Raw genomic sequence first — 10,889 nt, 5'->3', positions numbered from 1 at the left:
TTGCTTGCTCATCAAACACCTCTCCATGGCGAGCATTCTCGCCTAAATCAGTGTCCGGGTACATTAAACCACTACAAGATGTCGCCGGCAAACTACGAGAAGCAATACTTTCAGAGGCTGTCGAGCGTCTAGCAAACTCGTGGCGACTCATATTCAACTGACTGCTGTTGCGTAATTGGTCGGCAATTTTGGTCAGCTTACTTACGATCACGATAGCAAGGATCTACGCCGGTGCAACTGCAAACCCAGCACCAAACGAACTCTCGAAGGCCGGCCACCCTCCGGTTCCGCCGCACATTGGACACTCTACTTTCCTTGCTGCCAGCAGGGCCGCTTGGCCTAGCTTTGACTGCCATTCTTGAGGCGAGAGTATCACTTCTTGATTTGGGCCCACGTGCGCTCCAGCTACGGCAATAGCCATTGGCTTCCATCCCCATGAGGACCAAGACCAGCCCGGCGATTCCGATTGCGATGATGCTAACGATGAGCTTGCGTAGAGTGTAGCCTAGGCAAAATAGCGTTATGCCGGTACCAACATATATCAGTTTCGCGGTTGTGGTTCACCGCGTGCGCTGGCTTCATGCCGGCCACTAGGGGGAATTGCACAGTGTCAACACTAACGGTGGCGGTCGTTTTTGAAATGTAAAGCGACGTGTCGTTTACGTCAAAAAATCTCCAGGTATGTGTCGCATGGCGGTAGCGCAATTTGTCGTTATAGGGTGCAAGTGGTTGATTTTCTTAAAGGGGAAATCTACTTGTATGCTTCGCGCGACGGGGCGCCACCCGGCACGCCGAACACAGGCATTGTACGCTCCGCGCCGACGTCGGGCCTGCGGCGCCGGGTGAAGCAGAATGCGTTTCAGCCCCCATTTTGCGCAGTTCGTCGCATTTCCATCCAGCAAGCGTGTCCGATTTGCTATCTTGCCATCGACAGCACGGCAGCCGCGGCGCGGCAGCCGGCTTTTTTCCTGTCCCTAACTAAAACAATCATAAAGGAAACACCATGCGTACCTTGCTGGCCCTGTGCTGTGCCCTTGCCCTTGGCGGTTGCGCCATCGTCATCAACCCCAACGATGGCGAAGTGCGCCATGTCGACACGGGCGGCAATGCCATCCAGGGCAACGAGCAAGTGAGCCGCGACGAGCGCCAGGTCAGCAACATCAGCACGCTCGACATCGACAGCATGAAGCGCATTGACATCAAGATCGACGTGCGCGTCGGGCCGGCCACATCGCTCGTGATCGAAGCGGACAGCAATCTGCAGCCGCGCATCCATAGCGAAGTGAGCGGCAATACCCTGCGCATCTGGAGCGATACGAACATTCGTAGCAGCAATGGCATCCACGTCATCTACACGACGCCGCAATTGAAGAAGATCACCATTTCCGGTTCAGGCCGCCTGGTGGCCAGCGGTTTCAATGGCGACGATTTCAGCCTGGAACAACGCGGTTCGATGAAGAGCGAATTGTCGGGCACCGTGGGACGCTTCGACGTGGCCAACAATGGTTCCGGCAGCATCAACGCGGCGGCCCTCGCCAGCGGTAACACGGACGCGGTGCAGAATGGTTCGGGCAGCATACAGCTGGGCAATGTACGCGGCGAACGCGTCAACGTGGCCGTCAACGGCTCGGGCAGCATCAGCGCCAGCGGCGCCGTGCAGCGCCTCGACGCCAACGTGAATGGTTCGGGCGATATCAATCTGGCCGCCCTGCGCAGCGACGTTGCCTATCTGGCGAGCAACGGTTCCGGCGACGTCGATGTCAGCGTGCAGAATGAAGTCAACGCCCGCGCCAGCGGTTCCGGCCGTATCACCGTGCATGGCGATCCGGCCCGCCGCACCCTGTCGGGCAAGCGCGTCAGCATCGTGCGCTAGGCAAGCGGCGGGAAGCGGCAGGCCGCGCCGACTTGCTATACTGTCGGCCCCTGATCCCTTTCCAGCCATCGCCATGCCGTCCTGCGCCTGCTCCCTGGCAGCCGGATGGCAAGCTGGTCGTCCACTAAAGAATAACCATGAACTGCCGCGACCACTGCGGAGCGTGCTGCATCGCTCCCTCCATCACCAGTCCGATACCGGGCATGCCGAACGGGAAACCCGCTGGCGTCCGCTGCGTGCAGCTGGGAGACGATAGCCGCTGCCGCATTTTCGGACAGCCGGAACGGCCGGCGTTCTGCGCAGGATTGCAGCCGTCGGCAGAGATGTGCGGCGCCAGCCGCGAACAGGCGATACGCTGGCTCGACGACCTGGAGCAGGCAACGGCGCCGCAGACTTGAAGAGAATGCCTAGGCCTTCGGCAACATGGTCAGCACCATGCGGAACTTGACGTCCCCGGACTGCATGCGCCGATAGGCTTCGGCCGCACGTTCCAGCGGCATGGTTACGATACGCGGACGCACGCCGGCCAGCACGCTGAAAGCAAGCGTCTTTTCATTGTCATACGGCGTGCCGGTGATCGAGCCGAGCACGCCGCGTTCGCCCACCACCAATTTACCGGAAGACACGAGCAGCGGATCCTTGCCCGCGCCCAGCACGACCAGCCGTCCGGCTGGCGCCAGGCCATCCATCAGCGCCGTCACGGCGGCCGCGCTGGAGACGGTGGTGATGACCGCCTGCGCCCCGCCATGCGCTTGCAGCACGGCGGCCGCATCCTCGGCCAGGCTGTCGACATACACGTGCGCGCCCAGCTCCAGCGCATCCTGCGCAATATCGCCGCCGCGCCCGATTGCCACCACCTTGAAGCCCATGCGGCGCGCATACTGCAAGGCCATATGCCCCAGGCCGCCGATGCCCAGGATGGCGACCGTATCGCCCGCCTGCGCCCCGCTCTTCTTGAGCGCATTGAAGGTGGCAAGGCCCGCGCACAGGATGGGCGCCGCCTCTTCCGCATCGAGCTGCCCGGGAATCGATACCAGGCCGGTGACGCGCGCCAGCATCATCTCGGCATAGCCGCCGTCGCGGCTGGCGCCCACGAACGGCTGGTCCTGACATAACTGGAAACGGCCTTGGCGGCAGGGCGGGCAGGCGTTGCAGTGGCCGCCCAGACGGCCGACGCCGACGCGCTGGCCGATTTGCCAGATGCCCGGCGTGTGTTCGCCCAGCGCGACGATGCGCCCGACCACCTCGTGACCGGGCACGCGCGGCGGCTGCAGCGCCGGGTCGGCACCGTCGATATCGGCGCTGTCGGCGCCGCAGATGCCGCAGGCTTCGACGGCAATCAAGACTTCGCCCACGCCGGGCAGCGGCGTGGCGCGCTCGACCAGTTCCAGCACGCCGGGGCGGCTCACTTGCATGGCGCGGTAAGTTGTTTTCATCTTCAGTTTTCCTTCGTTGAGTTAAGTCACGGAATCGCTGGGCGCTGCTGCGCCGCTTGCCAGGCTTGCACGCCCAGAGCGGCCGCCTCGACCGCGCCGGCCAGATAGCCGGGAAAGCGCGGCGACCATTCGCTGGCGATGGCCATCAGGCGGCCCTGCCAGGGACCGGCCGCAGGCGCCGCTGCCGGGGCGTGACCGTGCTCGCCGCCGGCGTCGAGGTCGGCGGCGGTGGCGGTCAGCGCATCCTGCGACCAGTCCTTGATGGCATCGGTGCGCGGCGCGGCCGCTTGCGGGCCGAACAGCCGTACCAGCTGGGCCCGGCAATGCGCCAGCAAGACCCCATCGTCCAGGCGCTGGCGCGTGCGTGCCGGCACGGCCAGGAAACCAAACAGGGCAGCGCTGCCGCCCGGCATCGAGGCATCATGGATCTCGCCCAGCGGCCCGCTCTGGCTGCGCGCCGAACCGGACAAGCCCTGTTCGCGCCAGAACGGCCGCTCGTAGACGGCGACGTACTTCGCATGGGGCGCCATCCAGGTGGCGGTGGCGGTCCACTCGCGCGCCAGCGCCGCAGGCAGGGCCGGCTCGTACGCGATACCGGCGGCAGCCAGGCGCGGCGGCAATGCCAGCAGCACGTGGCCGGCGCGCCACGCGGTGACGGCGCCCGCCGCATCCGCGCTCGCCACTTCGACGTGCTCGGCCGCATGGCGCAGGCGCAGCACCTGTTGTCCGGTGACGATGCGCGTGCTGCGCAAGGTGCCGTGCAAGGCATCGGTCAGCGCATTCATGCCGCCAATCAGGCGCATCGATGGCGGCGCGCTCGCGTACGTGCGCATGCGCACCGGCGCCTCCCCCGCGGCGCGCTGGTACAGCATGTCGCCCTGGTCGTACTGGGCGAAGCGCTGCAGCCCCAGCCCGTCGACCAGCTGGTGCAGCGCGCACTGCTGCTCGGGCCAGAACCAGGCCGGGCCCAGGTCGAAGCGGTCGCTGCCGCCAGCTGCCTGCATGCCGGCGATACGCCCGCCGATGAAATCGCGCGCTTCGAGCACGACGACATTGGCCACGCCCAGCCGCTCCAGCAAGTGGGCCGCGTACAGGCCGCTCAGGCCGGCGCCGATAATGATGATGCGTGCGTGTTGCATGCTGATCCTTTCAAAGTCGTGTCCGCCACATGCCGGACTTTCAGGTAAACGGTGGCTCCCTGCGCACCGGCAACGATGGCGGGCAAGGTGCCGGCAGGCAGGCGCATCCAGCTGCGCGGCGCGCAGACATGCTGGCGTGCGCGCACCTCGCCCTCGAGCACCAGCAGTTCCTGGCCGCCGCCTGCCTCGGCCAGCAAGGCTTCATGCGGCATCAGCCGCTGCAGGCTGACCTGCTCGGCAGCATCGTCGAACAGCGGACAGACGGCCCGCCCCCGCTGCTCGCGCCAGTTGGCGGGGTCGCGGGTGTCGATGCGGACGTGGCGCTGTTCGCGCGGCTGCATCTGCTGCAACTTGACGAAGATCACCGCCCCCGCGCCGCTCGACGGCCGGTGGCTGGAGCCGGGCGGATTGCGCAAATACCAGCCGGCGGGATAATCCACGCCGTCTTCGGAAAACGTGCCGTCGAGGACCAGGATTTCCTCGCCGCCCGGATGCCGATGCGGCGGGAAGAAGGATTCGGGCGCATAGCGCACGATGCTCGTTGCGCGCGCTTGCTCGCCGCCGATGCGATCGAGCATGATGCGCTCGACGCCGCCCTGCGGCGACGCGACCCAGCGGTACTGGTGCGGCGCCAGGATGACGGGGCGCGAAAAATCGGCATTGATCAGCATGACAAACTTCCAGATTTGAAAAAAACGGCCAGCGCTTACTGCTTCGGCAGCTGTTGGTAGGCTTCCATCACGCGCGCCGAATACGTCAGCGCGGCGCCCGTATTGAGCGCGATCGCCACGCCGAGCGCTTCGGAAATTTCTTCCAGGGTCGCACCGGCTTCCACCGCTTTCTTCGTGTGCACCGAGATGCAGCCGTCGCAACGCGTGGTGATGGCCACCGCCAGCGCGATCAGTTCGTGGATCTTCGGCGCCAGGTGGCCGGTCTTGGCGGCGGCGCCGTCGATGGCCATCACGCCGCGCATGACGTCGGGGCTCTGCGCGGCGTAATCGCCGACTTTTTCCAGCAGGGAGTCGCGGTAGGTGTTCCAGTCTTGCATCATGATTTTTGCTCCAAAAAAGGGAATAGTAGGTAGCAGCGGGCGGGTGCCCGCTTACGCCACGGTATAAATGCGCACGTCGGGCGCCGCGTCCAGCAGCGGCGTGAGCGCCACCACCACGTCGCTGTTGAACAGCGCGCTTTGCAGATAGGCATTGGCGTTGCCCACGCTGTCGAAGCCATGCAGCACTTGCACGTCTTCCTCGCGGATCAGCAATTGCTTCGACTGCGCGCCCGCGATGCCGGCCAGGAACGGCGCCTTGTACTGCTGATAGACGCCAGCCGCCGCGGCGCGGTTGGCGTTGGCGATCTTGAGGGTGATTTGCAGATAAGCCATGCGATGCTCCTTGATGATCAGGTGAAGAAAAGGCGGGCAAGGCGGGCTTGCCCCAGGTATTTAGTTGCGGCCGGCCATCACGCCGCCATCGACGTCCCACACCGCGCCGGTCACCCAGGCGGCCTTGTCGGACAGCAGAAACGCCACCACTTCCGCCACGTCCAGCGGCGTGCCCACGCGGCCGATCGGGTGGAAACCGTTGAAGCCCTGCAGCGCCTCATGGACCTCCGCCTTCGGAATAAAACCTTCGTAGATCGGCGTCTGCACGACGGCTGGCGAGACGGCGTTGACGCGAATCTGCTTCGATGCCAGTTCCATCGCCAGATGCTGGGTCAGCGAGTGCAGGCCGGCCTTGGCCATCGAATACGCCGACGATGGCGTGGCGGCGATCGCCTGCTTGCCCCACATCGAGCCGATGTTGACGATAGACCCAGGGCGTCCGCCGGCGACCAGGTGCGCGGCCACCTTTTGCGTGATGAAGAACAAGGCCTTGTTGAGATTCATATACTGGTCGTAGTCGCCGGCGCCGTGTTCGAGGAACGGTTTGGGGAAGAACACGCCGGCCGCGTTGACCAGCAGATCGATGTCCGCATGCTGTTCGTCCAGCGTTTTGAGCAGCGCGGCCAGGCCCGCGTCGCTCGACAGGTCGGCGGTCACCGCCCACACCGTGCCGAGCGCCGACAATGCCTTGCGCGCCTCTTCGGTTTTCTCTGCGCGGTGGCCGACGATCACGGCGCTGCCGCTTTGCTCCAGCACCACGCGTGCCGTCGCCAGACCCATGCCGCTGGTGCCACCCACGACCAGCAGTTTCTTGCCTTCGAATTGCTTGCTCATTTTCATTCCTTTCCTATGCCCGCCGTCCAGGCAGGCGCTGTTGAAGAAAAACTTCCGGGCAGTTGTGTACTGCCGCGATGCAATGCATTCTGCGCTTGGCGGCGAACGGGAACAAACCAGATTAAATGTCAGTCATTGAAAGAAAAACTTTAGTGGTACGGCTGCGGAGTGACTAAAATAGGCACGCAGAGACGCACAATCACGCGACACCATGGAAGAAAATCATGAAGACACCGATCCATCTGAACGCCTTGCGGGCATTCGAAGCCAGCGCCCGCCACCAGAGCTTTTCAGCCGCCGCCGCTGAACTCAACGTCAGCCCCGCTGCCGTGGGCCAGTTGGTGCGCACCCTGGAAGACTGGCTGGGCGCGCCGCTGTTCCATCGGCACACGGCGGGCAAGACGCGGCTGGTGGCGACGCAGGCCGCAGAGCGCGCGCTGCCGGATTTGCGCGCCGGCTTTGACCGCTTGCTGCTGGGTCTGGAAAGGCTCAAGGAAGGTTCGCTCAACGGGGTGCTGACGGTGACCGTCAGTCCCGCCTTCGCCGCCAAGTGGCTGTTGCCACGGATTGAACGCTTTCAATCGGTCTGCCCGGAAACCGACGTGCGGCTCGATACCAGTCTGAAGCCCGTCGATTTCGTCTCGCAACGCATCGATATCGGCGTGCGCTACGGCACCGGCAACTGGCCGGGACTGAGCGCCGACAAATTGATGGATGAAGAAGTCTATCCCGTGTGTTCGCCCGCGTTTCTGCAACAGCATGCGCCATTGCGGCAGCCGGCCGACCTGGCGCGGCAAACGCTGATTCACGACCTGTCGATGGATGGCCATGGCGATTTTCCAACGTGGGAAGCGTGGCTGCAGAAGGCGGGCGTGCGCGATAGCGCCGCCTCGCGCGGCATGAAGATCAACAATTCGGCGGCGGTGCTGCAGGCGGCGGCCGAGGGCCATGGCGTGGCGCTGGCGCGCAGCGTGATGGCGCATGACGATATCGCCTCCGGGCGGCTGGTACGCCTGTGCGGCGCGATGACTTTTCTTTCGCCGCTGGCCTACTACGTGGTCTACCGGCCGGAGTCCGCAGGCCTGCCGCGCCTGGCGACCTTTCGCGGCTGGCTGCTGGAAGAGGCAGGCAAGCAGGCCGCCGCGGTTGCACGGTAAGCCAGCCGTTGGCCGCCGTGACGCGCAGATAAGCATTGACCGCGTTTGCACGTTTGCGTATATTTATGCGCATTCCTGCACGTTTATAAAATCCACATGTCCGCCACCCTGCTCCTCAAACAACGCCACGCGCTGATCCAGCAACAATTGCACGCCGACGGCCGCGTGCTGGCGCTGGACCTGGCACGCCAGCTCGACGTGTCCGAAGACACGATACGGCGCGACCTGCGCGAGATGGCGGCGGCCGGCCTGTGCCAGCGCGTGTATGGCGGCGCCCTGCCGCTGGCGCCGGACGGCGGTACCTTGACGCAGCGCAAGCAGGAGGCGCCCGAGCGCAAGGCGCGCCTGGCGCAGGCCGCCGTCTCGCTCGTGCGTGCCGGCCAGGTGCTGTTTCTCGACGCCGGCTCGACCAACCTGGCCATCGCCAGCGCTTTGCCGGAGCTGGCGCTCACTGTCATCACCAATGCCCCCGCAATCGCCATGGCGCTGATGGAACGCCCGGAAATCGAGCTGATCATGGCGGGTGGCCGGGTCGACCGCCGCGCCGGCGCCAGCCTGGGTCCGCAAGCCTTGCGCACGGTCGAGCGCATGCATCCCGACCTGTGTTTCCTCGGTGCCTGCGGCGCCGATGCGGACACGGGCGTGACGGCGTTCAACTACGACGAGGCCGAGTTCAAGCGCAGCATCGCCGGCGCCAGCAAGGCAGTGGTCGTGGCCGTCACCAGCGACAAGCTGGGCACGGCCGCACCATTCGGCGTGCTGGCCACGGGTTTGCTGCAGCACCTGGTGCTGGAAGCCGATGCCGACCCTGCCCATGTGGCCGCCTTTGAACGGCTGGGCGTGCAAGTGTTGCGCGCCCGCGCCTGACTTTATCCACCCGACTATTGAAAAGCTCCCCCCATGCATCTCACCGGCACTCTGCAACAACGCGCCACGCGCCTGGTTTTCTTTGCCGCCGGCCTCGGCATGGCCGCCTGGGCCCCGCTGGTCCCCTACGCCAAGTCGCGCCTGGGCCTCGATGAAGCCACCCTGGGCATTTTGCTGCTGTGCCTGGGCGCCGGCTCGCTGTGCGCGATGCCGTTTACGGGCATGCTCACGGCACGCTTCGGCTGCCGCAAGGTCATCGTCTGCGCCGGCCTGCTGCTGACCGCCGTGCTGCCCGGCCTGGCGCTGGCGGCCACGCCGCTGCAGCTGGGCCTGGTGCTGCTGGTGTTCGGCGCGGCCATGGGCACGTTTGACGTGGCCATCAACATCCAGGCCGTGATCATCGAAAAAGCCAACGGCGGCGCCATGATGTCGGGCTTTCATGCGCTGTTCAGCGTGGGCGGCTTCGCCGGCGCGGCCTGCATGGCCCTGCTGCTATGGCTGGGCCTGACGCCGGCCTGGTCCTGCGTCGTGGTGATGCTGCTGCTGTGCGGCGTGCTGGGCGCGGCGCAAGGCCATCTGCTGCCGACGGCGTCCGCCTCCGGCGAAAAGACGCCGCTGTTCGTCATGCCGCACGGCGCCGTCATTTTCATCGGCTTGCTGTGTTTTATCGTCTTCCTGGCCGAAGGCGCGATCCTCGACTGGAGCGCCCTGTTCCTCACCACCACGCGCGGCGTGGAAGAAGCCAAGGGGGGCCTCGGCTACGCCGCCTTCGCCATCGCCATGACCGTGGGCCGCTTCACGGGCGACAAGGTGGTCAGCCGCTTTGGCGGCAAGCGGGTGCTTACTTTTGGCGGCTTGTGCGCGGCGGCAGGCTTCTTCCTGGCCGTGCTGGCGCCGCATGCCAGCCTGGCCATGCTTGGCTTCGTGCTGATCGGCCTGGGCGCGGCCAACATCGTGCCCATCCTGTTTACGGCAGCTGGCCAGCAACATGCGATGCCGGCCAGTCTGGCGGTGGCAGCCATCACGACCATCGGCTATGCGGGCATCCTGGCCGGGCCGGCCGTGATCGGCTTCGTGGCGCACGCCACCAGCCTGAACATCGCCTTCGCCATGCTGGGCGCCGCCCTGCTGCTGGTGGCGGCCAGCGCGCGCCTGGTGGCGCCGGCAAAACAGGCTTCCTGAACCCTCCCCTTGCCTGGCTGGCAGCGGCAAAAAACCGCTGTCCGCCAGCGCCCAAATCGGCTAGCCGGGCCTGCGGCATGGTAAGCTTCGACCCCGCACACATTGCGGGCGCCGCACACTCACCCCATCCTGCCACTTATACCCGTACTTATACCCTTTTATACATCTATGGATCTCATTCTTGCGTTAAAAGCCATCATCATGGGGCTGGTCGAAGGTTTTACCGAATTCTTGCCGATTTCATCCACGGGTCATCTGATCCTGGCCGGCAGCCTGCTCGACTTTACACAGGATGTATCGAAAGAAGTCATGGGGGTCTTCGAGATCGCCATCCAGGCCGGCGCCATCCTGGCCGTGTGCTGGGAATACCGCCAGCGCATCGGCAGCGTGCTTACCACCTTTGGCAGCGAAGCGAAGTCGCGCAAGTTCGTGCTGAACGTGGCCATCGCCTTCCTGCCGCTGGCCGTCATCGGCCTGGCGATTGGCAAGATGATCAAGCATGCGCTGTTCAAGCCAGTACCCGTGGCCATGGCCTTCATCATCGGCGGCATCGTGATTTTGCTGGTGGAGCGCCGCGCGCGCACCAATCCCGTCACCGTGCGCGTCAACTCGGTCGATGAGATGACGCCGTTCGACGCCTTGAAAGTGGGCTGCGCGCAAGCGTTCGCGCTGATTCCCGGCACCAGCCGCTCCGGCTCGACCATCATCGGCGGCATGCTGCTGGGCCTGTCGCGCAAGACGGCCACCGAATTCTCGTTCTTCCTGGCCATCCCCACCCTGCTGGCGGCCACCTTTTACTCGCTGTACAAGGCGCGCGATATCCTGTCGGCCACCGACGTGCCCCTGTTCGGCCTGGGCACCGTGTCCGCCTTCATCTCCGCCTTCCTGTGCGTGCGCTGGCTGCTGCGCTATATCAGCTCGCACGACTTCACGTTTTTCGCCTGGTACCGCATCGTGTTCGGCTTGCTGGTGTTGGCCAGCGCCCACTACGGCTGGGTTGTTTGGGCAGAATAAGGC

Annotated in this window: 13 protein-coding genes; 6 read left to right on the top strand and 7 right to left on the bottom strand. The window is 64.9% G+C overall.

Going from position 1 to position 10,889, the window contains the following annotated elements; genetic code table 11:
* A partial coding sequence (locus IGS55_RS24525) for a hypothetical protein (protein WP_230537295.1) occupies nucleotides 1-211 on the bottom strand: 211 nt, incomplete at its 3' end.
* A 792-nt stretch (nucleotides 212-1,003) separates the two neighbouring features.
* Between IGS55_RS24525 and IGS55_RS24520 the strand changes: the two genes are divergently transcribed.
* Together IGS55_RS24520 and IGS55_RS24515 are read left to right on the top strand one after the other, a co-directional pair.
* Entirely contained in the window at nucleotides 1,004-1,873 is an 870-nt protein-coding gene (locus IGS55_RS24520; RefSeq protein ID WP_230518182.1) for a head GIN domain-containing protein, read from the top strand.
* Between the two features lie 137 nt (nucleotides 1,874-2,010).
* Nucleotides 2,011-2,271, top strand: coding sequence for a YkgJ family cysteine cluster protein (locus IGS55_RS24515; RefSeq protein WP_070220477.1), 261 nt, complete (start codon nucleotides 2,011-2,013; stop codon nucleotides 2,269-2,271).
* 9 nt (nucleotides 2,272-2,280) lie between these two features.
* Here IGS55_RS24515 and IGS55_RS24510 read toward each other — a convergent pair whose 3' ends face one another.
* Genes IGS55_RS24510 through IGS55_RS24485 form a run of 6 tightly spaced genes read right to left on the bottom strand, consistent with a single transcriptional unit; the run spans nucleotide 2,281 to nucleotide 6,666 of the window.
* Nucleotides 2,281-3,309: an alcohol dehydrogenase gene (locus tag IGS55_RS24510; RefSeq protein WP_230518183.1), complete on the bottom strand. Its 1,029-nt coding sequence runs from the start codon at nucleotides 3,307-3,309 to the stop codon at nucleotides 2,281-2,283.
* Nucleotides 3,310-3,335: 26 nt separating this feature from the next.
* Nucleotides 3,336-4,448 carry a flavin monoamine oxidase family protein gene (locus IGS55_RS24505; protein ID WP_230518184.1) on the bottom strand — a complete coding sequence of 371 codons (1,113 nt, stop codon included), beginning with the start codon at nucleotides 4,446-4,448 and terminating at the stop codon, nucleotides 3,336-3,338.
* A complete protein-coding gene (locus IGS55_RS24500; protein ID WP_230518185.1) occupies nucleotides 4,409-5,119 on the bottom strand; it encodes a cupin domain-containing protein in 711 nt (236 codons plus the stop codon). Before IGS55_RS24500 ends, IGS55_RS24505 begins: the two co-directional genes overlap by 40 nt.
* A 35-nt stretch (nucleotides 5,120-5,154) precedes the next feature.
* The gene (locus IGS55_RS24495) at nucleotides 5,155-5,499 is read right to left on the bottom strand and encodes a carboxymuconolactone decarboxylase family protein (RefSeq protein WP_070220483.1); all 345 of its coding nucleotides are present in this window, start codon (nucleotides 5,497-5,499) and stop codon (nucleotides 5,155-5,157) included.
* A gap of 51 nt (nucleotides 5,500-5,550) precedes the next feature.
* Nucleotides 5,551-5,832 carry a hypothetical protein gene (locus tag IGS55_RS24490; RefSeq protein WP_070220486.1) on the bottom strand — a complete coding sequence of 94 codons (282 nt, stop codon included), beginning with the start codon at nucleotides 5,830-5,832 and terminating at the stop codon, nucleotides 5,551-5,553.
* 60 nt (nucleotides 5,833-5,892) lie between these two features.
* A complete protein-coding gene (locus IGS55_RS24485; protein ID WP_230518186.1) occupies nucleotides 5,893-6,666 on the bottom strand; it encodes an SDR family NAD(P)-dependent oxidoreductase in 774 nt (257 codons plus the stop codon).
* A 224-nt stretch (nucleotides 6,667-6,890) separates the two neighbouring features.
* Between IGS55_RS24485 and gcvA the strand changes: the two genes are divergently transcribed.
* From gcvA to IGS55_RS24465, 4 genes are all read left to right on the top strand, one after another.
* Nucleotides 6,891-7,823 (top strand): transcriptional regulator GcvA, encoded by a 933-nt coding sequence (gene gcvA, locus IGS55_RS24480; RefSeq protein WP_230518187.1) that lies wholly within the window; start codon nucleotides 6,891-6,893, stop codon nucleotides 7,821-7,823.
* A 96-nt stretch (nucleotides 7,824-7,919) separates the two neighbouring features.
* Nucleotides 7,920-8,690 carry a DeoR/GlpR family DNA-binding transcription regulator gene (locus IGS55_RS24475; RefSeq protein ID WP_230518188.1) on the top strand — a complete coding sequence of 257 codons (771 nt, stop codon included), beginning with the start codon at nucleotides 7,920-7,922 and terminating at the stop codon, nucleotides 8,688-8,690.
* Between the two features lie 33 nt (nucleotides 8,691-8,723).
* Complete coding sequence (locus tag IGS55_RS24470; RefSeq protein WP_230518189.1) at nucleotides 8,724-9,872, top strand: MFS transporter; 1,149 nt, start codon at nucleotides 8,724-8,726, stop codon at nucleotides 9,870-9,872.
* Between the two features lie 168 nt (nucleotides 9,873-10,040).
* Complete coding sequence (locus tag IGS55_RS24465; RefSeq protein ID WP_128141745.1) at nucleotides 10,041-10,886, top strand: undecaprenyl-diphosphate phosphatase; 846 nt, start codon at nucleotides 10,041-10,043, stop codon at nucleotides 10,884-10,886.
* Nucleotides 10,887-10,889 lie beyond the last annotated feature (3 nt).

The sequence above is a fragment of the Janthinobacterium sp. EB271-G4-3-2 genome (assembly GCF_020858035.1).
Classification (GTDB): Bacteria; Pseudomonadota; Gammaproteobacteria; order Burkholderiales; family Burkholderiaceae_D; genus Janthinobacterium; species Janthinobacterium aestuarii.
The sequence above is the reverse complement of the archived record's forward strand: the minus strand, read 5'-3'. Positions and strand labels throughout refer to the sequence as shown.

What these genes read in the sequence shown, in the direction of transcription:
- IGS55_RS24520 (WP_230518182.1), top strand. Translation starts at nt 1,004, where the DNA reads ATGCGTACCTTGCTGGCCCTGTGCTGTGCCCTTGCCCTTGGCGGTTGC.
- IGS55_RS24515 (WP_070220477.1), top strand. Translation starts at nt 2,011, where the DNA reads ATGAACTGCCGCGACCACTGCGGAGCGTGCTGCATCGCTCCCTCCATC.
- IGS55_RS24510 (WP_230518183.1), bottom strand. Translation starts at nt 3,309, where the DNA reads ATGAAAACAACTTACCGCGCCATGCAAGTGAGCCGCCCCGGCGTGCTG.
- IGS55_RS24505 (WP_230518184.1), bottom strand. Translation starts at nt 4,448, where the DNA reads ATGCAACACGCACGCATCATCATTATCGGCGCCGGCCTGAGCGGCCTG.
- IGS55_RS24500 (WP_230518185.1), bottom strand. Translation starts at nt 5,119, where the DNA reads ATGCTGATCAATGCCGATTTTTCGCGCCCCGTCATCCTGGCGCCGCAC.
- IGS55_RS24495 (WP_070220483.1), bottom strand. Translation starts at nt 5,499, where the DNA reads ATGATGCAAGACTGGAACACCTACCGCGACTCCCTGCTGGAAAAAGTC.
- IGS55_RS24490 (WP_070220486.1), bottom strand. Translation starts at nt 5,832, where the DNA reads ATGGCTTATCTGCAAATCACCCTCAAGATCGCCAACGCCAACCGCGCC.
- IGS55_RS24485 (WP_230518186.1), bottom strand. Translation starts at nt 6,666, where the DNA reads ATGAGCAAGCAATTCGAAGGCAAGAAACTGCTGGTCGTGGGTGGCACC.
- gcvA (WP_230518187.1), top strand. Translation starts at nt 6,891, where the DNA reads ATGAAGACACCGATCCATCTGAACGCCTTGCGGGCATTCGAAGCCAGC.
- IGS55_RS24475 (WP_230518188.1), top strand. Translation starts at nt 7,920, where the DNA reads ATGTCCGCCACCCTGCTCCTCAAACAACGCCACGCGCTGATCCAGCAA.
- IGS55_RS24470 (WP_230518189.1), top strand. Translation starts at nt 8,724, where the DNA reads ATGCATCTCACCGGCACTCTGCAACAACGCGCCACGCGCCTGGTTTTC.
- IGS55_RS24465 (WP_128141745.1), top strand. Translation starts at nt 10,041, where the DNA reads ATGGATCTCATTCTTGCGTTAAAAGCCATCATCATGGGGCTGGTCGAA.